The sequence below is a fragment of the Pseudomonas sp. DCB_AW genome (genome assembly GCF_026240895.1).
GTDB classification, from domain to species: Bacteria; Pseudomonadota; Gammaproteobacteria; order Pseudomonadales; family Pseudomonadaceae; genus Aquipseudomonas; species Aquipseudomonas kermanshahensis.
In genome coordinates this window covers 47,199-70,906 of sequence record NZ_JAPFCE010000017.1, presented here as the reverse complement: position 1 = coordinate 70,906, position 23,708 = coordinate 47,199, and the positions used below count along the sequence as shown (strand labels likewise).

Sequence of the window (23,708 nt, the reverse complement as noted above, 5' to 3'; positions counted from 1 at the left end):
GGCGGGCTTGTCCCGCGAATGGGGCTACGCGGAGCATGGCACCGGCTTCGCCGGTGTTCGCGGGGCAAGCCCGCTCCCACTTAATGCGTCAATTTTTAGAAATGGCGCAAGACAGTTGCTCCCACAGGATGATGGGCTAAAGCCGCCCAAACAGTGCACCCAAGCGCAACAAGCAGTACACCCACCGACAAGTCAGCCACCCCGCTCGCCCCGTAGCCTGTCACCACGCGCCGATCACTGCGGCACGCACCCAAAAGCACAAGAACAAACGTTGGTGACCTATGAAAACAGTAGATCCGATCACCCTTGCGGTGGTCCGGGGTGCGCTGGAAACAGCGCAGCGCGAAATGACCTTGACGTTGGAAAAGACCGGCCGGTCCAGTGTGTTCAACCTGGCCCATGATTACTCGAACTCGTTGTTCGACCACCTCCCCGAAATGATCCTGCAAGGCCAGGACATCCCCATCCACCTGGGTTCACTGATCCCCGCCATGAAGTGCGTGGCCGAGTTTTTCGGTGACGATATCGCCGAAGGTGACGTGATCTACCACAACGACCCGGCGTACAAGGGCAGCCATATCCTCGACTGCTGCATGTACAAGCCCGTGTACTACCAGGGCGAGCTGGTGTTCTGGACTGTATGCAAAGGCCACCTCACCGACATCGGCGGCCCGGTACCGGCCGGCTACAACCCGGACGCCAAGGAAATCTATGCCGAAGGCCTGCGCATCCCGCCCGTGAAGCTGTGGGAAAAGGGCAAGCGCCGCGAAGACGTGATCAACTTCATGCTCACCAACATGCGCGCCCGCCCCTATCAGGAGGGCGACCTCAACGCCCAGTACGGCGCCTGCAAAGTCGGTGAGCGGCATCTGCTCGACCTGCTCGACAAGTACGGCGTGGAGCAGGTGCGTGCCTGCATCGCCGAGCTGAAGAACATGGCCGACCGCCACATGCGCGCCTTGCTGCGTGACGTGCCGGACGGCCACTACCGCGGCACCGCCGTGCTCGAAGACGCCGGCCACGGCCTGGGCGAACTGGCCATCACCGCGCATGTCGAGATACGCGGCGAGCAAGCCCATGTGCGTATCGAAAGCCCGCCGCAGGTGCCCTACTTCATCAACTCCTACGAGGGCAACTCGGTGTCGGGTGTGTACCTTGGCCTGATGATGTTCGCCCAGGTCGCACCGCCCTACAACGAAGGCCTGTATCGCTGCGTCACGGTCGATGTCGGCGCCAAGGGCACGCTGTGCAACGCCCAGGAACCGGCGCCCCACGTCAACTGCACCACGACTCCGATGGAAACCTTGGCCGATGCCGTGCGCACGGCACTGGAGCAAGCCTCGCCGCAGCGGGTCACGGCCTCCTGGGGCCATACCAGCGGCATCAACATCGCCGGCCACGACCCACGCAACGGCAACAGCGAGTACGTGACCATGGTCCTGGCCTCGATCATTGCCGGCGCGGGGGCCAACAAAGTCATGGATGGCTGGCATGCCTGTGGGCCGCTGTGCTGCTTCGGCGCCTTGATGAGCGGTGACATCGAGCTGCTGGAGCACGCCTACCCGATACTCATCCACCGCTACAGCCTGATGGCCGACAGTGGCGGCGCCGGTGAATTTCGCGGCGGCTCCGGCACCCGCCTGGAGATCGAGCCCCTGCAACACGCGATGACCGTGGTCGGCTTCGGCGAAGGCCGCCAACTGCCCACCGCCGGCGCCGCCGGGGCCCGCAATGCCCTGCTGGAGCCCAAGCTCGGCCGCCTGATCCACCGTCACGCCGATGGCTCGGAAGACCACTACACCCAGAACCCCATGCTCACCCTCCAGCCCGGCGAGCGGATCATCAACATCAACCCGGGGGGCGGCGGTTATGGCGACCCCCTGCGCCGCCCGGTAGCCGCCGTGCTGCAAGACCTGCGCAATGGCCTGGTCTCGCCCCACGGCGCCGCCCTGGAATACGGCGTGGTCGTCGATGCTGACGGCCACCTCGACGAAACCGCCACCCGCCTTGCCCGCGACCTGCACTGACCGGAGACCCATCATGCGCAATCAATATCGCCTGGGCATCGACGCCGGCGGCACCTTCACCGATTTCATCCTGGCGGACCGCGATGGCGGCGTGCAGCTGTTCAAAGCCCCTTCCACGCCGCAGGACGGCACCTTGGCCATCCGCGCGGGCCTGGCGCAAATCGCCGACGCCACCGGCCGCACGCCGGCCGAGATCATCGCCAACTGCGACCTGTGTATCAACGGCACCACGGTCGCCCTCAACGCCCTGATCGAGCGCACCGGGGTCAAGGTCGGCCTGCTGTGCACCGAGGGCCACGAAGACAGCCTGGAAATCCGCCTGGGCCACAAGGAAGAGGGCCACCGCTATGACGCCCACTACCCGCCGGCGCACATGCTCGCCCCGCGTCACCTGCGGCGCCCGATCGGTGGCCGGATCCTCGGCGATGGCCGCGAGCACAGCCCGCTGGACGAGCGCGCGGTGCGTGAGGCTATCGACTACTTCCGCGCCGAAGGCGTGGAAGCGGTGGCCATTTCCTTCCTCTGGTCGGTGCGCAACCCCAGCCATGAGCAGCGTGCCGCCGAGCTGGTCAGGGCAGCGCTGCCCGGGGTGTTCGTTTGCACAGGCGTTGAAGTGTTCCCGCAAATCCGCGAATACACGCGCACCTCCACCACCGTGGTCAACGCCTACCTGAGCCCGGTGATGGCGCGCTACGTGGCGCGTATCGACAGCCTGTTCGAGGCGTTGGGCGCCCAGCAACCGGTGCGCTACTTCCAGTCCAACGGTGGCCTGGCGCCCGGCCACCTGATGCGTGAGCGCGCGGTCAATGCCATCAACTCCGGCCCGGCTTCGGCGCCCCAGGCGGGGCTCTCGGTCGCCCGCCCGTTTGGCATCGACAACGTCATCACCGTGGACATGGGGGGCACCTCGTTCGACATCACCCTGACCAATGCCGGGCGCACCAACTTCAGCAAGGATGTGGACTTCCTGCGCCAGCGCATCGGCGTGCCGATGATCCAGGTGGAGACACTGGGTGCCGGCGGTGGCTCCATCGCGCACCTCGACGAGTTCGGCATGCTGCAGGTCGGCCCCCGCAGTGCGGGCGCCAAGCCTGGCCCGGTGTGCTACGGCAAAGGCGGCAGTGAACCCACCGTGACCGACGCCAACCTGGCCCTGGGCTACCTGCCAGACCGTGCGTTGCTGGGCGGCAGTATTACGCTCAATCGCCAGGCTGCGCTGGAGGCCATCCGCAGCAAGATCGCCGAACCGCTGGGCATCAGTGTTGAGCGCGCCGCGTTTGGCATTACCACCCTGGTCAACCTGAACATGGTCAACGGCATCCGCCGTGTCTCCATCGAACGCGGCCACGACCCGCGCGACTTCGCCCTGATCGGCGCGGGTGGCGCAGCGGGTATGCACGTGGTGCGCCTGGCCGAAGAAATTGGCATGCACACCGTGTTGATCCCCAAGGTGGCCTCTGGCTTGTGCGCCTTCGGCCAGATCCTTTCGGATGTGCGCTACGACCAGCTCACCAGCCTGTCGATGCGCCTGGACGCCGAACACGCCGACCTCGCGCAGCTCAACCAGGCCCTGGCCGAACTGCGCCAGCAAGGCTTGGCGAACCTGCGTGAAGACGGCTTCGGCGACCAGGCCAGCAGCTGCCACTACACCCTGGAAATGCGCTACCGCGGGCAGATCCATGAGTGCAGCGTGGAGCTGGAGCGCCACAGCCTGGACAGCGACGGGCTGGCAGCGTTGATCGAGTCCTTCCACGCTCGCCACCAGACGCTGTACTCGTACAGTGAGCCCGACAGCCCGGTAGAACTGGTCAACCTGGAGTGCTCGGTGATCGGTCACCTGCCGCGTCCACCGCAGCCAGAACTGCAGGGGCCGGCCCAGCCACCTGCTGCAGTCCCGGCGGGCGAGCGCCCGATGCTGTTCAGTGCCGACGGCGAGTGGCAGCACACCCCGGTGTTCAACGGTAACCACCTGCTGCCCGGGCAGACGGTGCAAGGCCCCTGTGTGATCGAGGAGGACACCACCAACATCGTCGTGCCGCCAGGCTGGCAGGCCTGCCTGGAACCTTCGGCCACGTACCGGGTGACACGCGGGGCTTGATCAAAGGGTCGGCACGCGCCGATCATGGGCATGACACCCGCCCGGCAGCGTTGCGCTGCCGGGCGTTTTTGCACAATAACAAGAGCTGCTTGAGTAGCTTGCCTGCAGTTCCTTTTTTCAATGCTGCCCTCTTTGAAAAAGGACAACCCATGCCCACAGAACTGTCGACCCACGGCTGGCCGCAACCCGAACGCCAGGCACGCTGGGCCGAAGCCATCAGCGACACCTACTTCCCCTTGAGCCTGGAATTTGCCGCCGAGCAACCCTTCAATGGCCACCTGCAGCGCTGGAGCACCCCCAGCACGCCGCTGAGCCTGTCACGCCTGCGCTCCAGCCAGCTTGGCTATTCCCGCAGCAAGGCGCACATCGGCCAGGACACTGACGCGTTCTACCTGGTCACCGTGCCCAGCCGCAGCGAGGTGCACTTCGAGCAGGATGGCCACCCAGTGAGCTGCCGCCCGGGCGGTTTCATCGTCGAGCGCGGCGATGCGCCTTACCGCTTCCATTACCGGGCCGAGAACGACCTGTGGGTGCTGAAACTGCCTGAACGCGCGCTCAAGGCCAACTTGCTCGGGCACAAGCGCTACACCCGCCACTGCTTCGACGCCAGCCAAGGCCTTGGGCGCATCTTTGTCGAGCAACTGGACCTCTGCGCGCGCCACTTCGACGCCAGCCCCGCAGCCGCCCGCCACCTGTTGCTGGAGCAGGCCAGTGCGACCCTGCTGCTGGCCTTGCAGCAGGACGAACGGGTGCTAGGCAGTGAAGGCTCCAACCTCAGCACATTGCACCTGACCCGTGTCGAGCACTATGTGCTGCAAAACCTCGGCGACCCCGACCTGTCACCGCAAGCGGTCGCCACGGCCTGCGGCCTGTCATTGCGCTACCTGCACAAGCTGTTCTCGATCACGCCCTATACCCTGGGCGAATGGGTGCGCCAACAGCGCCTGGAGGCAGTGCATCGCCAGCTGTGCGATCCGCACTGCCATCTGTCTATTGGCGAACTGGCGTTTCGCTGGGGTTTTGCCGACCAGGCACAGTTCACCCGGGCCTTTCGCCAGCGCTATGGGTGTACCGCCCGCGAGGTACGCGCGGCGCGCGCGCACTGAAGGCGGCGGCGCAGGGATGCGCCGTGCTCACTCGATCGCCGTGGTATCGACCTCTTTCCAGCTGTCATCCGGGTCGAAGCGTTTCATCTCCTTGGCCAGCTTGTCCCCGTGTGGCCCGAGGTCTTTCTCGAAGACCTGGCCGTCATGGCTGATCATGAAGCTCATCACCCCTGTGTCGTCATACTTCGCTGGCCAGGCGATCAGGGCAAAGCCGCGGCTCATCTGGTTGCCGATCAAGTAGCTGTAGGCGCCACCGGGGGCCGAAGGGCCTTGCGCATCGAGGATGCGGAAGTGGTAGCCATACCAGTCGTCACCCACCACATCCTGGCCGAACAGCGGCCCCAGCGGGCTGACCTGCCCATCACCTTCATCGTCCCAGTACAGGCCGTCATGCTTGCCAGGCTCGCTGAAAATTTTCTGCGCGTATTCCAGCGCACCATTGCCGTTGCGGTCTTGTGAGGCATAGTCCATCTGCGCGTCGTGGTACGCCAGCATCGACTGCAGGGCGCCCAGTTCGTTGCGGCCAATGCGCCGGGCGCGGATTTCGGCACTGCCGGCCTTGAGGTCGAAGCGCCAGCCCTGGCTGCTTTTGCTCAGGGGTATAGGCAACGTCCAGTGATCACTGCCCACCGCCAGTATGGCCTTGCCCTGGGCCGTCATGTCGATGCTGTGCTGCGCGCGATACTGCTCCAGGAAGGTGTCCACATCACTGCGTTGCACACCCCCACGCGGGATGTAGGTACGCCAATCATCGCCCAGCAGTTGGGCCAAGCGCGCTTCATCCGCTTTCTCTTGGCCCAACGCCGCGATGAAGGCCTCCACGGCCTTCTCCGGTGTAGGAAAAGCGTCTTGCGCAGCGGCCAGGGATGACCAGGCCAGGCCTGCAGTGAGCAGCAATGCCCCGAGTAATGGACGGTTCATCGACGGCCACCTCCCCCGCGGCGTGCAGGCGCACTGGGCCGGGAGATCTGGTGCCCGGCGGCACGCGATGCGTTCGGCCGCTGGGCGAACGACTGACTGGTACGGCCGCGGCTGGCCTGCGCGCTGGTGCGCGACGGCGAGCGCACGCCATCGAAGGCATTGTTACGCGCCCGGCCTGCGGTATTGGCGGGGCGGTTCTGCGCCCCTTGCCGCGCCTGGCCTTCGCCTTGCCTGCGCGGGCTCACCTGGTTGTTCTGCTGCCGGCCTTGGGGATTACGTGTTTCCTGTCGACGGTCGGCTGGCCGTGCCGCGTCGTTACGCGATTGCATGCGATTGCCGACCGAATTGCCCGCCTGCGCCTCGCGCACCTGCTGGCGGGCCTGGCGGTTGCTGGTGGCCGGCCGCTCGATACCAGCCCGGTCCATTGAAGCCCTGGCGTTGTTGCGTGCCTGGGCACGCTGGGCGTCGTCGCCACGGAACGCGGTACGCTGGGTAGCACCGTCCAGCTGGCGACCATATTGCTGGCGGCTGCGGGCATCGCGGTAAGGCACACCCTCGCGGTTCGCGGCGTTGTGCTGCCATTTGTTCTGGTTGTTGGTGATGCGGTTGTTGCCGTTGATGTTGTTGTAGCGGTTGACGTCGATGTCGATGTCATTGTTGCCCCAGTCACAGTCGCCCCACAGCGAACTGACAATCGCCACGCCCGTACCGAAGGCCAGGCCCGCCACCAGCGCGGAACCGGCGTAGTACATCGGCGGTGGCGGGTAGTACACCGGCGGCGAGGCCGGGTAGGCCCAGGTGCCGTAGGTGGTGGTGGGGTTGTAGCTGGGCACGTATACCACTTGCGGGTCGGCCGGCTCGATAATGATGGTGGTGGGCGGGCTGCTGGCCGGGGCAGCCTGCTTGCTGCTACCACCGCTGGAAGCCGGCGCTGCCGCCGGAGCCGCCTGCACGGTCACGTTCTGGTACTGGTTGCTCTGCAGGTTGCCGGCCGCCTGCGCTTGATGACGCAAGCGCTGCACGCCGGCCATGACATCGTCGGGTTGCGCGAGAAAGGCGTCGCCCAGGCGTTGTACCCACACGGGGTCCTGGCCCAGGGTCGCCAGCAACTGCGGGAAGGCCACCAGCGCCTGCACGCTCGGGTCCCAGGGCTGTTTCGCCACCTGCTTGACCGCATCGTCGCCAGAGGCCTTGGGGTTGGCCTTGGACCAGGTCACGGCTTCACTCACCTGCCCCGGGTAGGTGGCGGCCATCAGCACCTGGGCCAGCAACGCGTCGGGGTACAGCGCGATGGGTGCGAGCATCTGGTCCAGTTGCTCCTGGGTGAACACCGCCTCCTTGGCCGCGAGCGTGTCGGTTTGTGGGGCCGGGTCCGGCGCGGGTACATCTTGTGCCAGCACCCGGCCAGGTGCAGCGCTCAGGCACAGCACCGCCGAAAGGACGGCAATCAATGGCATGCGCATCGCTAATCCCCATGAGGTCAGACCGCGTGGGTTAAGGGTAGCAATGGCAATCCGTTTGACCAGCAGAGAGGGCGCTAACTTTTCGCACTGATGGTTGTATCGATAGTGACTATCGAACGAGGCAATTTCTACTGATCGGCCCGGCCCAATAACCTAGCGCCATTGATTCGAACTTGGCGAATCCCCGCACTCCGGAGCTACCCGATGAATACCCTGGCCCGCCTCTCGCTCACTGCCCTGGCCGCTACCGCCATCGCCCTGTTGGCCGGCTGTGCCAGCCACCCCGAACTGCGCCCGTACAGCGCCGAAGAAACCCGCCAACTGCAACTGGAAGCCTTGCAGCGCCGTGGCCTGTCGCTGGACGACTATGAGCAGCAACGGCGGGTGATCCAGCGTGCCAACGACCTGCCTGTAGTCACTGAAGCCGCCGATGGTGACCCTTCGACCAAAGGCTGAAGGCCATAGCCAACGGTTCCCTCCTCCCGCCTGCGCAGGTATCCTTTACCGCTCAACCGCAAGCCTTCCAGGACGGAGACCATGACCAGGCCCCTTCTGTTGCTGAGTGCTGCACTGCTCTTCAGCCCCCTGCTGCTGGCCCAGCAAATGAAACGCGAACTGGGCGATATCGACTTCACGCTAGGCACCACACCCTCCCGCAGCATGGCCCAAGGGCTGATTTCGCCCAGCGCCATCGGCGCATTCCATGGTGGACTCGACCTCAGCCACCGCAGTGGCTGGTACCTGGGCCAATACGCCCCGAGCATGGGCGTCACCCCAAACTCCACCCTGCGGTTGGACAGCTACCTGGGCTACAAGCACCACTTCGACAGCAGCCTGGGTTACGAGGTGGGTTTGATTCATTACAGCCAGCCCACTGTCGCAGGCCCCGACAGTTACGCGCTGTACGGCGGCGTGTCGGTGCTGGGCAGCCGCTTTGGCGGGGCGCTGCGCGACAACCCCGACAACCGCACCGGCACCCTCTTCGCCGACTTCGGCCAATTGCCGCTGTTCGACGTCGACCTCACCGTCAAACTCGCCCATCACCGTTTGGGCACGCCGTTCACCATTGGCGATGGCAGCCAGGTGAATGCCTTTTCCGACTGGTCGCTGGAACTGTCGCGGCCTTGGCTGGGCATTGACCTGAACCTGATCTACAGCAACTCCAACCTCAGTGGCGGCGGTTGTGATGCGTATTCGGGGATCAACACGTATTGCGAAAGCGTCGTCACGCTCAAGGCGCAGCGCAGCTTCTTTTAACGGCGCGGTGCCAGGGCCAGCGCGATACCGCCCAGCACCACGGCACACGCCACCAGCAAGCGAATCGACAGCGGTTCACCAATCAGGCAAACCCCGCCCACTGCGGCAATCACCGGCACACTGAGCTGCATCGTTGCCGCCTGTTGTGCGCTGACCTGCCTGACCACGCCGTACCACACGGCATAACCCGCCCCCGAGGCCAGCACGCCCGAGGCAAGCGCATACAGTAAACCGGGTGCGGTCAACTGCGTGCCGCCACCGACCCAGAGCACGGGTGCCAGCAGCACCAGGCATGGCAGGCTGCGGGCAAAGTTGCCGGCGGTATCCGCCAACGGCCTGGGTGAGCCTTTGCCCAACAGCGAATACACGCCCCACGCCACGCCCGAGGCGGCCATCAGCAAGGCGCTGGTCAAGGGTGGCGCCTCGGCACCGGGCAACAACAGCACCAACAGGCCAGCGAAGGCGATGAGCATGCCCAGCAGCATCCGCGGGGTGATGCGCTCGCCTTTGTACGCGGCAAAACCAAACATGGTGATCTGCACGGCGCCGAACAACAGCAACGCACCTGCGCCAGCGCCCAGTTGCAGGTACGCCGCAGAAAACAGGAATGCATAAAGGAACAGCGCCAGGCCGCCTCTCCAACTGCCGCCCTGGGGGATTGCGGGCTTGCGCAACCGTATCAGCAGCATGAGGAACAGCGCACCACTGGCCAGCCGCACCACCGTGAACGATGCGGGGTCGATGGCCCCGTCCCGCAGTGCCAACCGGCAAAACACCGAATTGGCAGCGAAGGCCACCAGGCTGAACAGTGCGGGCCAGAGCCAGGCCCTGGCCTTGCGGTCAGTAAGCGTGGTGGTGCCGGTGCTCATGGTGGGGTCACCTCTGAGAGGGTTATTGTTGTTATATCGGCCCTGCAGCTACCGATATACAACAGAGTGTTTCCCTGGCGCCACCCCCGAGTGGCAGCCGCTACAGCGCTGCCACCGCGTCGATCTCCACCAGCATGCCGCCCAGCGCTAGCCGAGGCACGGGTATCAGTGTACAGGTCGGTTTCATGAGCGGGCCCCAGGCCCTGTTAGCCTCGGCCACCCATTGCTGCAGACGCGCCTCGCTGTGATCGACGATCAGCAAGGTCAGCTTGAACACCTGTGCCAGGCTGGCGCCTTTGGAGGCCAGGGCCGTCTCGAGGTTGGCCAGGGCCTGTCGGGCCTGGTCGGCGAATGCCGGCGACAGATGCCCGCTGACGTCCTCGCCGCCCTGGCCGGCGATATACAGCAAACGGCTGCCGGCAGGCACTTCTGCGACATGGGAATAGGCATTGCCACTGGGGTCATACAGCCCTGCAGGGTTGGACAGCTGGAAAGGTGCTGAACGGGACACGGTGAATACTCGCACGGAGAAAAGTGCCGCCGAGTATCAGACCTCGAGTTAGCTTGAGGTCAAGCGCGCTGTAGGACTTTTCACATGACGCGGTCAGCGTGTTGAACCACGTGTGTGTTTTCAGCGGCGTCTGCCTGCCGCTAGAGTGCAAAACCCGGCACGGAGGCCTGCCTGCAACAAGGAAAGCGACAATGACCAAGCACCACTTTCAACTTGCCTACACCATTAACCCACGGCATGACGGCGATGACGACGAGGCCGCCCGCGCCCGGCTGCACTTGCGCAAAATCGGCTGGGACACCGTGGACCACATCGAAACCACCCTGCTAGGCGTGGTCCAGCTTTACCAAAGCACCACGGCAGCCCGTGTCGATGAAGCCGAAAAGCAGATTCGCGACCGCATACACGAAGAGCTCAAAAGCCTGCGTGTGGTGTCGCGGGTAAAGTTTCACGGCAGCCTGATGGTCGACGGCCTGGGTCAGGCCATTTACTTCAGCATCGTGCCCTGAGCCGCGAGCAGTGACCGCACCAGGCGCCCCCGCGCCTGGTGCCATGGCCATCACTTTTCTTGCAGCACTGCCCTGCCCTTCACCGCTCGCGGCCCGCGCCACGCCCAGAACAACAGGCCGGGGAACGGCGCATAGACCACGAAGACGACCCACAGCATCTTGCGCTCGGCGCGGCGGTCACTGCCGATGATGTGCCAGATGGCCCAGATTTCCAGCAGGATCACAAAGGCCGCGATGATGATCCAGATCGTTCCGATTTCCATGAGCGCTCTCCCATTTGGCATGTAATGGGTTGGGTTGCCTTGGGCGCTGAGGGTTCAGATTGATTTCCCGGGGAGCGTGTTTTTAGGCTTGCAGCGCCTGCACCTCACAACCACCCTTCAACCCATTGCCTGAATACGACCTGAAATACGACAGGCCCACCCGAGAGATTGTCTTTCCCCCGGCCACCCGCCACACTCCGCCTGGCCAGCCAGGAAGCGGAGTCCAGAGTGCCCACCCCACGCCAGTTCAGCAAGAAGACCAGCACCAGCAACATGCTGAGGCTAAAGTCCACCACCGGAAATGCCCAAGCGCCCTATCGGGTCGACTTCGTATTGCTCGAACACTTCTCCATGGCCAGCTTCACCGTGGCCATGGATGTGCTGGTCACCGCCAATCTGCTGCGCGCCGACAGCTTCCAGTTCACCCCACTGTCGCTGGACGGCGACCGGGTGCTGAGCGACCTGGGGCTGGAGCTGGTCGCCAGCGAACTGTCCGCCGAAGCGCTCAAGGAGCTCGACCTGCTGATCATCTGCGGTGGCCTGCGCACCCCGCTCAAGTACCCTGAACTCGACCGCATGCTGGACGACTGCGCCGCCCATGGCATGGCCCTGGGCGGCCTGTGGAACGGCGCCTGGTTCCTGGGCCGCGCAGGCGTGCTGGACGACTACGGGTGCAGCATCCACCCCGAGCAACGCGCCAGCCTCTCCGAACGCAGCCCGCAAACCCGCATCACCCCTGCCAGCTTCACCCTCGACCGCGACCGCCTCAGCGCCGCCAGCCCCAATGGCGCGATGGAGCTGATGCTTGGCCTGGTCCGCAGGCTGTACGGCGATGGCCTGGCCGAAGGCGTCGAAGAAATATTGTCGTTCTCCGGCGCGCGCTATCGCCAGGTCGGGCCCGGGGCGAAAAAGTCCATGAGCCTGCACATGCGCACCATCGTCGAGCTGATGGAAAACAACCTCGAAGAAACCCTCAGCCTCGATCAACTGGCCGCCTACAGCGGGCGCTCACGCCGGCAGATCGACCGCCTGTTCCAGGCCCAGCTGGGCACCTCGCCGCGGCGCTACTACATGGAATTGCGCATCACCAAAAGCCGCCGGCTGCTGCAGTATTCCGACCTGTCGGTGATGGAAGTGGCAGTGGCCTGCGGATTCGTATCGGTGTCGCACTTCAGCAAGTGCTATGCGGCGTACTTCGGCTACCCGCCGTCACGCGAGCAACGGCTGGGCGAATGAACCCGCTCAGGCGCGGATGTAGCGGATGACTGCGTCACAGATCATGTTCTTGTGGCGCTGCTTGATCTCGTCGTCGGCGAGGTCTATCTGGAAGATCTCGCCGAAGGTGTGGCGGTTCGACACCCGGTAGAAGCAGAACGAACTCATCAGCATGTGCAGGTCGATGACCTCGATCCCGGAACGGAACACACCTTCCTGCTCGCCCCGACGCAGGGTGCTGCCGAGCGCTTCGAGCACCAGGCTGCTCATTTCGCGGATGACCGGCGACTGCTTGACGTACTCGCCATAGTGAATGTTTTCGGTGCAGATGATGCGCACGAAATCGACATTGCGGTCGTGGTGATCGAAGGTGAACTCCACCAGGCGACGGATCGCCTGCTCGGCCGGCAGCGACTCCAGGTCCAGGCTTTGTTCGGTCTTGCGAATATCACCGTAGAGCTTGACCAGGCACTCGACGTACAACTGCTCCTTGCTGCCGAAGTAGTAGTAGATCATGCGTTTGGAGGTGGCGGTGCGCTCGGCGATGGCATCGACGCGCGCGCCGGCCAGGCCCTGCTGGACGAACTCGTTGATGGCGGCCTGAAGGATGTCCTCGCGCGTTTTCTCGGGGTTGTTCTTGCGCGACTTGCGCACCCCTTCGATCTCAGGCTGGCCGAGGCTGACTACGGAATCACTCATACCCACTCACAGGCTGTTTATTGGAATGAGGGGATTATCCGTGAGCGCGGCCATGCAGGGAAGCACGCTGTTGGTCGGGTAGCCATCAAAGGGCATTACAGGCAAACCACTGGCGGCGCTTGTAGTCACGCCCTTCAACCCGCTAGCCTGCGTTTCTCTGCCCTGGACGGACCCTGCCCCATGCAACCGCGTGACCTTGCCGCTTACCTGTTTCTGGCCATTGCCTGGGGCTTTTCTTTTCTGGTGGTGCTCAAGACGGTGCACGCCTTTGGCTGGGTCGGCGCGGTCAGCCTGCGCTCGCTGATTGCCGGCAGTACCTTGGCCATTCTGGGCGCGGTGTGCGGCCGTGCCTTGCGCCTGCGACCGTTGCTGAAACCGCTGCTGGTGATCGGCGCCACTACCGTGGCCGGGCAGTTGATCGGTATGTCTTACGCCACGCCACGGATCGGCACCGCCATGGCAGCGATCTTCGTGGCCACCATCCCGCTGTTTTCGATGATCATCGGCCGTGTCTGGGGGCTGGAGAAAATCACCCTGCAAGGCCTCATCGGCCTGCTACTGGGCTTTGTCGGCATCGCCATGCTGGTGGGCTTTCCGGCCCAACCGGTCAACGATGTCTTCATCCACGGCTGTATCGCGTCGCTGTTCGGGGCCTTGAGCGCTGCGTTCGGCAGCAACTACGCCAGCCTGCACGTGCGTGGCCAGGACCCATGGACGGTGACCGGCGGCGCGTTCCTGGCCGGCGGCCTGATGACCTTGCCGCTGTTGCTGGTGGTGCCCGTGCCTAGCGTGCCCCAGGCCAGCGACTGGCTTTACCTGCTGATCAGCGGCGGGGTCATGAGCGCTACCACGTATGTGCTGTTTTTCGGCCTGGTCGCCCGTATCGGTGCTACCCGCGCCATCAGCGTAGAGTTCGTGGTCACCCTGGTGGCGGTGCTGGTGGGGGCGTTGTTCCTCGATGAAACCTTGAGCCTGCTGCAGGTCACCGGCGGCGGGGTGATCCTGCTCGGCTGCATGCTGGTGCTGGGCTTGCTACCCGGGCGCAAGCAACGCCTGCCGAGCTGAACGATTGGTCAGTCACGCTGCGCGGTGCTGCGCTCCACCGGTGGGGTCAGGTGCAGCACGCGGTTGCGCCCGCCCTCAGCCAGCAGGTAGCCGCCCTTGCCATCGGCGACGATTGACTGGGGCGCCTTGAGGAACGACAGCACGGTCTGGCGCGAGCCATCAGCGTCAATACGCAGCAAGCGGGCGCGGTGCGTGTTGTCTTCGCTGATCCACAAACCGCGCTGGTCGCAGAAGAGGAAGGTTGGGTTACGCAGGCCATCGACCACCACCGGGTCCTGGCCGTCTTCGGACAACGCGCGGACCTTGCCGTTGGCTTTCTCGGTATACAGCAGGCGGCCATCGCTGCAGCGGGTCAGGCCTTCGGTTTCGGTAAGCCCGGAACGCAGCACGTCAAGCTGGCCAGTGCGCCAGTCGTAGCGCATCAAGCGGCCATTGCCCTTGCGGTCCTCGATGGCATAAAGGTGATCGCCCTCGTTCCACAGCCCTTGCACGCTCTCGCCGTCGAACAGCCGGGTCACCTGGCCATCACGCGACAGGCTGACCGGCGCGAAGCCCCCTTCCTGGCTGAACACCCAGCCGCCGTCGACGGCGACCATGCCGTCAGGTTTGGACAGGTTGTCGATCACCACGACCCGGTCGCCCTGGGCGGTGATCTTGAGGATGCTGCCTTTGCCGTCGTCCAGTTCGCGGCTGACCAGCAGGCTGCCGTCGGCTTGCGGCAGCAACGAGGCTGCTTTGGCCACGTCGCGGTGCAACACCTCGACGTCCCAGCCGCTGGCAGCCTGGACGGGGTAGAAACTCTGCCAGGCAAAGAAGCCAAGCGTGGCCGCGAGCAGGCTGGCAGTAGCGGTCAGGGCGATGCGGGTGCTGCGCTTGCGCAGGGTGTGCGGCATGAAAAAGGCTCCTCAAACGTGATCGGGATCCTAACAAAGAGATGTGAAAAAAAAGTGATGGCACAGTGCCCTTATGTGCAAGCGCATGCCTCTAAACTACAAAAAGGATATAAAAATAACTAAACATTCTAACCAAATGGAATTAAAAAATTGAAAGCCAAACGCCACCTCCTTAGTCTGGGCGCACGGATTATCACCCCATTCCAGGAGCCCCCTCATGCCCACCCGTGCCTTTTCCCCCTTGCGCCGCCTGCTGATCGGCGGCCTGTTGGCCAGTGTCGCCAGCGCCTTGCTGCCCTGGTCCAACGCCCTCGCCGAAGACGCCAAAACCTTGCGCATCGGCTACCAGAAATTCAACAGCATCAATATTCTCAAGGGCAGTGGTGCCCTGGAGAAGGCCCTCGCCCCGCAGGGGGTGACTGTCAGCTGGCACGAGTTCGCCGCGGGCCCGCAACTGCTCGAAGCGCTGAGCACCGGCGCCATCGACCTCGGCCACGCCGCCGACGCCCCCTCGGTCTTTGCCCAAGCCGCCGGCAAGCCAGTGGTTTACCTGGCCGCCGAGCAACCCTACCCGCGCGGTATCGGCCTGGTGGTGCGCGAACAGGACCACCTCACAGGCGTGCAGGACCTTAAAGGCAAGCGGGTAGCCACCGGCCGTGGCTGGAACGCCCAATACCTGTTGGCCGTCGCGCTGGAGCAAGCTGGCCTGAGCTACCAGGACATCACCCCCGCCTACGTCAATAACGCGGCTGATGCCGTGGCCGCCCTGCAATCGGGCAGCGTCCAGGCCGTGACCCTGTGGGACCCGTTCCTCGCCGCGGCAGAAAGCCAGCCGGGCCTGAAGAACCTGCGTGACGGCAGTGGCTTGTCCAATAACCGCACCTTCTACCTGTCCACCGCGGCATTCGCCGACCAGCACCGCGCCCTGCTGAAGACCTTCTTCGCCGAACTGGGCAAGGTCAGCCAATGGGCCAACGCCAAGCCCGCCGACGTCGCCGCGCTGCTGGCGCCGCAGTTGGGGATCAAGGCTGATGTGCTGGAAGTGGCCAGCGAGCGCCGTAACTACAACGCCGTCGCCATCACCCCGCAGATCGTCGCCGAACAGCAAAAGCTGGCCGACACCTTCCAGGGCCTGGGCCTGATCCCGCGTAAGTTGCAGGTAGCCGATGCGGTCTACCCGGCTTCCGTGCTGCCGTGACCGGAGACTGACCGCCATGCCCCGCCCGATCCGCTTCAACGCGTTCAGCATGAACGCCGCCAGCCACCAGTCCCCCGGCCTGTGGCGCCACCCGCGTAACACCAGTGTGGCCTTCAACCGCCTGGGCTACTGGACCGACCTGGCCCGCCTGCTGGAGCGCGGCCTGTTCGACGCGCTGTTCATTGCCGACGTACTGGGCATCTACGACGTCTACCAGGGCGGCCCTGAAGCGGCCTTGCGCGGGGGTGTGCAGGTGCCGGTCAACGACCCGCTGCTGCTGGTCCCGGCCATGGCCGGCGTAACCGAGCACCTGGGCTTTGGTGTGACTTTTTCACTGACCTACGAACACCCCTACCCCTTTGCCCGGCGCATGTCCACGCTCGACCACCTGAGCAATGGCCGCGTCGGCTGGAACATCGTCACCGGTTACCTGGACAGCGCCGCGCGTAATTTGGGCCTGGCCCGCCAACTGGGCCACGACCAGCGTTACGACCTGGCCGAGGAATACCTGCAGGTGCTGTACAAACTGTGGGAAAAAAGCTGGGACGACGACGCGGTGGTGCTGGAGCGTGACAGCGGCCGTTATATCGACCCTTCCCGGGTCCACCCGATCGGCCACGTCGGCGAGCACTTCCAGGTGCCCGGCACGCACCTGTGCCAGCCCTCGCCGCAACGCACGCCGGTGTTGTTCCAGGCTGGCGCCTCGGCACGCGGCCAGCAGTTTGCTGCGCAGCATGCCGAGTGCGTGTTCATCAGCGGGCCGACGACTACGGTACTGCGCCGCTATGCCGATGGCATTCGCCAGGCCAGCGAAGTGGCCGGGCGTGGCCGCGACGAGGTGTTGATCTACGCCCAGGCACTGTTGATCGTCGCCCCCACGCGTGAAGAGGCCGAAGCCCGCTTTGCCGAGTACCGGGGCTATGTCGACCTGGACGCCGCGTTGGCCCTGCTGTCGGGCTGGACCGGCATCGACTTCGCCGGCCTCGACCCCGACGCACCGATCGAGTATGTCGAGAACGATGCCGGCCGCGCCGCCCTGGCCGCCTTCACCGCCGCGGACCCTAACCGCAGCTGGACCGTGCGCGAAGCGACCGAATTCGTCGGCCTGGGGGGCCGTGGCCCGGTCCTGGTCGGCGCTGCCAGTGACATCGCCGACCAGTTGGAAACATGGCTGGACGAGACCGGCATCGACGGTTTCAACCTCACGTACGCGGTGCAACCGGATGACCTGGCCAACGTCGTCGAGCTGCTGGTGCCCGAGCTGCAACGCCGCGGCCGCTACCCCTTGCACTACCAGGACGGCACCCTGCGCCACAAGCTGTTCGGCCAGGGCGACCGCTTGCCGGAGCAGCATGCAGGGCGCCAGGTTAGCATTCAGCAAGCAAATACCGGGTATTCCAACATTTAATTTGTAGATGGCACGCGCTCGACCCTATTCTGTCGGCACATCCCCTGCGCCGCACCGGCCGGTGCGGTTCACGGCACGGGGAGAGAACAACAAGTCGAGATCGTCCATGTCGAATCATTCCTACTTCGCCCCCCACGGTGGGCACCCAGCTCAAACCGAGCTGCTGACTGACCGTGCCATGTTCACCGAAGCCTATGCCGTCATCCCCAAGGGCGTGATGCGTGACATCGTCACCAGCCACCTGCCGTTCTGGGACAAAATGCGCATGTGGGTCATCGCCCGCCCATTGACCGGCTTTGCCGAGACCTTCTCGCAATACATCGTCGAAGTGGCCCCGGAAGGCGGCAGCGAGCGCCCAGAGTTGGACGTAAACGCCGAAGCCGTGGTGTTCGTGGTCGAGGGTGAGCTCGACATCACCCTGGAAGGCAAGCACCACACCCTGAAGCAAGGCGGCTACGCCTTCATCGCCCCAGGCGCCGAATGGAGCCTGCGCAACCACAGCAAGGCCAACGTCACCTTCCACTGGCTGCGCAAGCACTACCAGAAGGTTGAAGGCCTGGACCTGCCAGAGTCCTTCGTCACCCACCGTGACAACGCCACCGTCATCGAGATGCCAGGCACCGAAGGCCGCTGGAAAACCACCCGCTTCGTCGACATGGCCGACATGCGCCACGACATGCACGTCAATATCGTGACCTTCCAGCCAGGCGGCGTGATTCCGTTCGCTGAAACCCACGTCATGGAACATGGCCTGTACGTGCTGGAAGGCAAGGCGGTATACCGCCTGAACCAGGACTGGGTCGAAGTCGAAGCCGGTGACTTCATGTGGCTGCGCGCCTTCTGCCCGCAAGCCTGCTACGCCGGTGGCCCAGGCAACTTCAGCTACCTGCTGTACAAGGACGTCAACCGCCACGTGCACCTGACGCTCAACCCACAGCGCTAAGCGTTTAGTTAAGCCCAGCCTGTTGGACCGAAGCCCGCCTCCCTGGCGGGCTTTCTGTTTGCCGCTCATACTGAACAATCCTGCCCTGCGCGGTGCTCACCATGAACCGCTACCGCCTGCTTGCCGCCTTGTTGCTGGCGCTGTCCAGTACCGTTCAGGCGACCGACGACTGGAACCTGGCCTACGACAGGGAAGGCATCCGTGTCTACCTCAGCGGCGACGGCGATTCCCCCTACCAGCAGTTTCGCGGTGTCAGCACCATGAAGGCCAGCGTACGCACGTTGACAGACCTGCAGGAAAACCTGCGCGTGGCCTGCAAATGGCTGTATGCCTGCGCCGAGATGCGCTTGCTGGAGGTCGACGGCGACAGTACCTGGGTCTACCTGACCACCAACCTGCCGTGGCCGACCCTGCCGCGCGACATCGTGGTCAAGGTGACCACCGAACAGCGCGACGACGGCACCCTGCTGCGCCACCTGAGCGCCGACCCTGGCAAGATCCCCGAAGTGGAGGGGCTGATCCGCGTGCAGCGCCTTAGTGGCCAGTGGGTGATGAAACCGCTGGGTGACAAGCAGACCGAAGTCACGTACCAGCTCAAGGCAGACCCGGCCGGGGATGTGCCGGGGTGGCTGGCCAACCGCTTTGTGGTGGATGCACCGGTGGTGACGTTGCGCACGCTGCGGGCGGTGGCCGAGCGCCAGCACTGAAGGCCTGCTGGCGACTACCGCCCTGGCGGTTTTTCTGCCACTGTCTGGGCGCGACGCGGACCAGCGCGTCGCGCCTTGCCAGGACTTCGCATGAAAACACAAGAATACGGCAACAAGCACAAAGGCTACCGGCGCATCATCCCGTCGATGACGGCACTGCTCGAATTCGAAGCCGTGGCCCGGCACAACAGCTTCACCCTGGCCGCGCAGGAGTTGGGCGTGACCCAGGCAGCGGTGAGCAAACAGGTCAAGCAGCTCGAAGAAACCCTCGGCAGCCAGCTGTTTCAGCGCCTGCACCGGGGCGTGCGACTGACCAGCGAGGGCCAGGCCCTGTATGCGGTCATTTCCGATTCGCTGCAAAAGATCGCCTCGGTCTTCGACCGCCTCAGCGAGGGTGGCAATGAGCAAGAACTGGTGCTGAGCTGCACCGCGACGTTTTCCCAGCTGCGGGTCATGCCGCGCCTGGGCACCTTGCGCACCGCCCTGCCCCACGTGCGCCTGCGCCTGGCCACACAGATGTTCATGGGCGACCTGCGCAATCACGATGTCGATCTGCTGGTGCGCTATGGCAACGGGCGCTGGGAAGACGGCACCGCGGTGCAGCTGTTCGAGGAAGAAATATTTCCGGTGTGTTCACCCGACTGGCTCACCCGCAACAGCCTGCCGGAGTCACTAGAAGGGTTGTACGGCGCCGACTTGCTCGATGCCGATGCCACGACCGAGGGCTGGATGACCTGGCCTACCTGGTTCCGCGAAGCGGGTGGGCACCCGCCCAAACTTCGCTACAGCCTGCGTTGCCACTTGTACGCCGACACCGTCCAGGCAGCGCTGCATGGGCATGGTGTGGCGCTGGGGTGGGGTCGAATGGTCGATCACCTGTTGGCGTCCGGTGAGCTGGTGCGCCTGACCGACCTGGTGGTCAAACCCCGCGAGGCCTACTACTTGGTAGTGCCCCATGGCCGCAGCACGACCCCGACCACTCTGGGCTTGGTGGACTGGCTGCGCGACAGCTGAAAGCGGCAATGGCCGTGGGCGTTACCCCACGGCCAACTGCACTGCGTTTCAGGAAGCCGTAGCCGCTACTTGCCGCGCGCACACCTTAACCCGGCGCCGGTAGGCGAGCAGCAAGCCGATGTACCACAGCGGCATCACATACAGCGCGGTGCGTGTGTCAGGCTCGAGCGCCAACAGGCACAACACGAAGATCAGGAACAGCTGCGCCGATGCCGCCGTCACTTTGCCCCCTGGCAGCTTGAACCTGGACTGCTCATGCGCCTTGGGGTTTTGCCGACGGTAGGCAAAGTAGGACATCAGGATCAGCGACCAGGTGACGATGATCATCACCGCCGAAATGGTCGACACCAACGTGAAGACCGTCATGACCTCCGGGATCACGAACAACAGCGTCAGCGCAATCGCCATGCACACCCCCGAAAACACCAGCGCCCTGACCGGCGTACCCGACCCGGACAGCCGCCCGAACGCGGTCGGCGCCTGTTGCTGGTGGGACAGGCCGTAAAGCATCCGCGACCCCGAATACACACCGCTGTTGGCCGACGAGGCGGCAGACGTCAGGACCACGAAATTGATGATGCCGGCCGCAGCCGGCAGGCCGCCCAGCAGGAACAGCTCGACGAACGGGCTGCGGTTTGCCGGCACATTCGCCCACGAGACCACGCTGATGATGCACACCAGCGAGCAGATGTAGAACAGCAGGATGCGCACGGGAATGGTGTTGATCGCTTTGGGCAGGGTCTTTTCCGGGTCCTTGGCCTCTGCGGCTGCGGTACCGATCAGTTCGGTGCCCACGAACGAGAAAATCGCGATCTGGAACCCGGCGAGGAAGCCGAGAATGCCATGGGGCATGACCACGCCGGGTGCCACCAGATGGCTGAAGGACGCCGTGACCCCGGCTGGCGACGTGTAGGACGTGGCCACCATCACCAGCCCCGTGACCACCAGCAGCACGATCGCGACAATCTTGATCAGCCCGAACCAGAACTCGACCTCGCCAAACGCCTTTACCGCCAGCATGTTCAGGCCCAGCAGCAGGAACATCGTGGCAAATGCCGGTAGCCAGGTGGGCACATCGGGGTACCAGTACTGGAAGAAGCCTGCCACCACGACCACATCACCCACCGCCGCGACCACCCAACTGAGCCAGTAGGACCAGCTGAGGATGAAACCGGCGCGCGGCCCCAGGTAGTTGTGTACCAGGTCTGCGAACGACTCCATGTGCAGGTTGGCCAGCAGCATCTCGCCCATCGCACGCATGATGCAGAACACGAAAAAGCCGATGATGGCGTACACCAGAATGATCGAAGTGCCGGAAAGCGCGATGATCTTGCCCGAGCCCATGAACAGCCCGGTGCCGATCGCACCACTGATCGAAATGAGCTGAATGTGCCTGTTTTCCAGCCGTCGCTTCAGCGTACGGCCAGGCTGCCCAGTCGCGTCTTGCGAGTTGCACGTTTGCTGCATAGTTGACCTCTTATTCTTTTTCTGTGAAACCACATGCCCTTCACTGCGCACTTTAATTGGTACGCACGTGCACACGTGTTGTAATAACAAGCGCAGCAGGCATGGGTATTAACGCAGACGGAAATACACGCCCCGATGAAACTTCTCATCAGGCTTAATTAATTATGAAAGCCCATCACACGTGCACGCCGATTAACCTGGTCATGCCCGGCAAGACGTTTAAACGTGAAACACAGGGTGCTGACGCTGTTTCATTTTGCCAGCCGTTGTGGTCAATCGGAACGCTACAGACTGCACACACGAAATGGGATTTGTTGCACTGTGAAAGGCCGGGGTGACAGTTTGCGCCAGGCGCCTGCCCATTCCGGCTATCGCGGTGCTCACATCTTGAAGGTGGAGAGCAAAATGCTGGTCTCGGTGTTCTCGATGTGTTGTATCGAGCGAATGGTGTTCAACGCTCGGTCGAAGGCCTCGAGGGTGTCCGCCCGCAGCTCGGCCATCAGGTCCCAGCGACCATTGGTGGTGTGGATGGCCACCACGTTGGGGTGCCCGCGCAGCGCGTGCTTGACCTCCGCAGCATGGTGGCCGCTGATGCCGATGCTGGTAATTGCCCGTACGCCTTGCTCCAGGGCATCTGACCTGAGGCGAATCGTGTAGCCCATGATCACCCCTTGTTCCTCAAGCTTGGTGATGCGGTTCTGCACCGTTGCCCTGGCAACCTTGAGTTTCTTGGCAAGGGTGAGGATCGGCGTGCGTGCATTATCACGCAACAGCGCGATCAGTTCCCGGTCTACAGTGTCCATGGTGCCTGCCCATTAATCAGATTGTTATTCGGGGGTCGCAGATTGTCTAGAAAGATGACGAAACTGGCAACCTGCTCTCTTCAATTTGACGCAACCTTTCATCAAACTCTTCGTGCTGGCAACCCCTCAACAATCTTAAGCGTTCACCCTGCAGGCCTTGAGGTGAGAGCGCGCGCATAAAAGGTGCAAGAGCATGACGTATTTCATTGATGTTCCAACCATGTCCGATTTGGTCCATGACATTGGCGTAGCGCCCTTCATTGGCGAACTGGCCGCGGCCCTGCGCGAAGACTTTAAACGTTGGCAGGACTTTGATAAGTCCGCCCGTGTTGCCAGCCATTCGGAAGTGGGTGTGATCGAATTGATGCCAGTCGCCGACACGCATCGCTATGCGTTCAAATACGTCAACGGGCACCCTGCCAATACAGCAAAAGACCTTCATACCGTCATGGCCTTTGGCGTGTTGGCCGACGTGGCGACCGGTTACCCGGTGCTGTTGTCTGAACTGACCATCGCCACCGCCCTGCGCACCGCCGCCACATCGTTGATGGCCGCCCAGGCACTGGCCCGGCCGAACGCGAAAAAAATGGCGCTGATCGGCAACGGCGCGCAAAGCGAATTCCAGGCACTGGCCTTCCACAAACACCTGGGTATCGAAGAAATCGTCGCCTTCGACACCGACCCGCTGGCCACCGCCAAGCTGATCGCCAACCTCAAGGAGTACAGCGGCCTTACCATTCGCAAGGCTCGCTCTGTTGCTGAGGCGGTCAAAGGCGTCGACATCATCACCACGGTGACCGCCGACAAGGCCTACGCGACCATCATCACCCCCGATATGCTCGAACCCGGCATGCACTTGAACGCAGTGGGCGGCGACTGCCCAGGCAAGACCGAACTGCATGCCGATGTACTGCGTAAAGCCCGGGTGTTCGTCGAGTACGAACCGCAGACCCGTATCGAAGGTGACATCCAGCAATTGCCAGGCGACTTCCCGGTGGTCGACCTCTGGCGTGTACTGCGGGGTGAAACCGAAGGCCGCCAAAGCGACAGCCAGGTAACCGTATTCGACTCGGTGGGCTTCGCGCTCGAAGACTACACCGTACTACGGTATGTACTACAGGAAGCCGAAAAACGCGGCCTGGGTTCAAAAATCGACCTGGTGCCCTGGGTGGACGAAGACCCGAAAGACCTGTTCAGCCACACCCGCGGCCGCGCTGCCAAAAGCCGCATCCGACGCGTTGCATAACCCTACGGTCAGCTCTTAATTTCGGT

Annotated in this window: 23 protein-coding genes; 14 read left to right on the top strand and 9 right to left on the bottom strand. The window is 63.6% G+C overall.

The window, feature by feature from the left end; all coding sequences use genetic code 11:
• The first annotated feature begins 281 nt into the window (after positions 1-281).
• The 3 genes from OO306_RS12605 to OO306_RS12595 all read left to right on the top strand — a co-directional run bounded on the left by OO306_RS12605 (position 282) and on the right by OO306_RS12595 (position 5,231).
• Positions 282-2,027: a hydantoinase B/oxoprolinase family protein gene (locus OO306_RS12605; RefSeq protein WP_027593512.1), complete on the top strand. Its 1,746-nt coding sequence runs from the start codon at positions 282-284 to the stop codon at positions 2,025-2,027.
• A gap of 13 nt (positions 2,028-2,040) precedes the next feature.
• Positions 2,041-4,125: a hydantoinase/oxoprolinase family protein gene (locus OO306_RS12600; protein WP_265968901.1), complete on the top strand. Its 2,085-nt coding sequence runs from the start codon at positions 2,041-2,043 to the stop codon at positions 4,123-4,125.
• Positions 4,126-4,274: 149 nt separating this feature from the next.
• Entirely contained in the window at positions 4,275-5,231 is a 957-nt protein-coding gene (locus tag OO306_RS12595) for a helix-turn-helix domain-containing protein (RefSeq protein ID WP_265968900.1), read from the top strand.
• Positions 5,232-5,258: 27 nt separating this feature from the next.
• Here OO306_RS12595 and OO306_RS12590 read toward each other — a convergent pair whose 3' ends face one another.
• Both OO306_RS12590 and OO306_RS12585 read right to left on the bottom strand, forming a co-directional pair.
• Entirely contained in the window at positions 5,259-6,152 is an 894-nt protein-coding gene (locus OO306_RS12590) for a DUF2950 domain-containing protein (RefSeq protein ID WP_265968899.1), read from the bottom strand.
• Positions 6,149-7,615 (bottom strand): DUF3300 domain-containing protein, encoded by a 1,467-nt coding sequence (locus OO306_RS12585; protein ID WP_265968898.1) that lies wholly within the window; start codon positions 7,613-7,615, stop codon positions 6,149-6,151. Before OO306_RS12585 ends, OO306_RS12590 begins: the two co-directional genes overlap by 4 nt.
• 204 nt (positions 7,616-7,819) lie before the next feature.
• Between OO306_RS12585 and OO306_RS12580 the strand changes: the two genes are divergently transcribed.
• Positions 7,820-8,071 carry a hypothetical protein gene (locus OO306_RS12580; RefSeq protein ID WP_265968897.1) on the top strand — a complete coding sequence of 84 codons (252 nt, stop codon included), beginning with the start codon at positions 7,820-7,822 and terminating at the stop codon, positions 8,069-8,071.
• A gap of 81 nt (positions 8,072-8,152) precedes the next feature.
• On the top strand, positions 8,153-8,872 hold the full coding sequence (locus OO306_RS12575; protein ID WP_238213421.1) for a TorF family putative porin: 720 nt from the start codon (positions 8,153-8,155) through the stop codon (positions 8,870-8,872).
• Here OO306_RS12575 and OO306_RS12570 read toward each other — a convergent pair.
• Entirely contained in the window at positions 8,869-9,741 is an 873-nt protein-coding gene (locus OO306_RS12570; RefSeq protein ID WP_265968896.1) for a DMT family transporter, read from the bottom strand. The genes OO306_RS12575 and OO306_RS12570 overlap by 4 nt on opposite strands.
• A gap of 100 nt (positions 9,742-9,841) precedes the next feature.
• A complete protein-coding gene (locus OO306_RS12565) occupies positions 9,842-10,252 on the bottom strand; it encodes a RidA family protein (RefSeq protein ID WP_265968894.1) in 411 nt (136 codons plus the stop codon).
• Between the two features lie 191 nt (positions 10,253-10,443).
• On the opposite strand from OO306_RS12565, the gene OO306_RS12560 reads away from it, so the two are divergent.
• Complete coding sequence (locus tag OO306_RS12560; RefSeq protein ID WP_238213397.1) at positions 10,444-10,761, top strand: hypothetical protein; 318 nt, start codon at positions 10,444-10,446, stop codon at positions 10,759-10,761.
• A 50-nt stretch (positions 10,762-10,811) separates the two neighbouring features.
• On the opposite strand, the gene OO306_RS12555 is transcribed toward OO306_RS12560, so the two are convergent.
• On the bottom strand, positions 10,812-11,024 hold the full coding sequence (locus OO306_RS12555) for a PLDc N-terminal domain-containing protein (RefSeq protein ID WP_027593522.1): 213 nt from the start codon (positions 11,022-11,024) through the stop codon (positions 10,812-10,814).
• A gap of 228 nt (positions 11,025-11,252) precedes the next feature.
• On the opposite strand from OO306_RS12555, the gene OO306_RS12550 reads away from it, so the two are divergent.
• Entirely contained in the window at positions 11,253-12,260 is a 1,008-nt protein-coding gene (locus OO306_RS12550) for a GlxA family transcriptional regulator (protein WP_027593523.1), read from the top strand.
• A gap of 6 nt (positions 12,261-12,266) precedes the next feature.
• Here the strand turns inward: OO306_RS12550 and OO306_RS12545 are convergent, their stop codons facing one another.
• Positions 12,267-12,938 (bottom strand): TetR/AcrR family transcriptional regulator, encoded by a 672-nt coding sequence (locus tag OO306_RS12545; RefSeq protein WP_027593524.1) that lies wholly within the window; start codon positions 12,936-12,938, stop codon positions 12,267-12,269.
• Between the two features lie 180 nt (positions 12,939-13,118).
• Between OO306_RS12545 and OO306_RS12540 the strand changes: the two genes are divergently transcribed.
• Positions 13,119-14,003, top strand: a complete 885-nt coding sequence (locus tag OO306_RS12540) for a DMT family transporter (protein WP_265968893.1) — start codon at positions 13,119-13,121, stop codon at positions 14,001-14,003.
• Between the two features lie 8 nt (positions 14,004-14,011).
• On the opposite strand, the gene OO306_RS12535 is transcribed toward OO306_RS12540, so the two are convergent.
• The gene (locus OO306_RS12535; protein WP_099429141.1) at positions 14,012-14,896 is read right to left on the bottom strand and encodes a hypothetical protein; all 885 of its coding nucleotides are present in this window, start codon (positions 14,894-14,896) and stop codon (positions 14,012-14,014) included.
• Positions 14,897-15,113: 217 nt separating this feature from the next.
• On the opposite strand from OO306_RS12535, the gene OO306_RS12530 reads away from it, so the two are divergent.
• The 5 genes from OO306_RS12530 (at position 15,114) to OO306_RS12510 (ending at position 20,166) form a co-directional block, all read left to right on the top strand.
• Positions 15,114-16,094 carry an aliphatic sulfonate ABC transporter substrate-binding protein gene (locus tag OO306_RS12530; protein WP_027593527.1) on the top strand — a complete coding sequence of 327 codons (981 nt, stop codon included), beginning with the start codon at positions 15,114-15,116 and terminating at the stop codon, positions 16,092-16,094.
• A gap of 16 nt (positions 16,095-16,110) precedes the next feature.
• A complete protein-coding gene (locus OO306_RS12525) occupies positions 16,111-17,502 on the top strand; it encodes an LLM class flavin-dependent oxidoreductase (RefSeq protein ID WP_265968892.1) in 1,392 nt (463 codons plus the stop codon).
• A 106-nt stretch (positions 17,503-17,608) separates the two neighbouring features.
• Positions 17,609-18,445, top strand: a complete 837-nt coding sequence (locus OO306_RS12520; protein ID WP_027593529.1) for a bifunctional allantoicase/(S)-ureidoglycine aminohydrolase — start codon at positions 17,609-17,611, stop codon at positions 18,443-18,445.
• A gap of 101 nt (positions 18,446-18,546) precedes the next feature.
• On the top strand, positions 18,547-19,152 hold the full coding sequence (locus OO306_RS12515) for an START domain-containing protein (RefSeq protein ID WP_027593530.1): 606 nt from the start codon (positions 18,547-18,549) through the stop codon (positions 19,150-19,152).
• 90 nt (positions 19,153-19,242) lie between these two features.
• The gene (locus tag OO306_RS12510; protein WP_099429138.1) at positions 19,243-20,166 is read left to right on the top strand and encodes a LysR substrate-binding domain-containing protein; all 924 of its coding nucleotides are present in this window, start codon (positions 19,243-19,245) and stop codon (positions 20,164-20,166) included.
• Between the two features lie 48 nt (positions 20,167-20,214).
• Here OO306_RS12510 and OO306_RS12505 read toward each other — a convergent pair whose 3' ends face one another.
• Together OO306_RS12505 and OO306_RS12500 are read right to left on the bottom strand one after the other, a co-directional pair.
• Complete coding sequence (locus OO306_RS12505; protein ID WP_027593532.1) at positions 20,215-21,633, bottom strand: amino acid permease; 1,419 nt, start codon at positions 21,631-21,633, stop codon at positions 20,215-20,217.
• Between the two features lie 380 nt (positions 21,634-22,013).
• Positions 22,014-22,436: an Lrp/AsnC family transcriptional regulator gene (locus OO306_RS12500; protein ID WP_027593533.1), complete on the bottom strand. Its 423-nt coding sequence runs from the start codon at positions 22,434-22,436 to the stop codon at positions 22,014-22,016.
• Between the two features lie 193 nt (positions 22,437-22,629).
• Here OO306_RS12500 and OO306_RS12495 point away from each other — a divergent pair, with 193 nt between their 5' ends.
• The gene (locus tag OO306_RS12495; RefSeq protein ID WP_099429136.1) at positions 22,630-23,682 is read left to right on the top strand and encodes an ornithine cyclodeaminase; all 1,053 of its coding nucleotides are present in this window, start codon (positions 22,630-22,632) and stop codon (positions 23,680-23,682) included.
• Positions 23,683-23,708 lie beyond the last annotated feature (26 nt).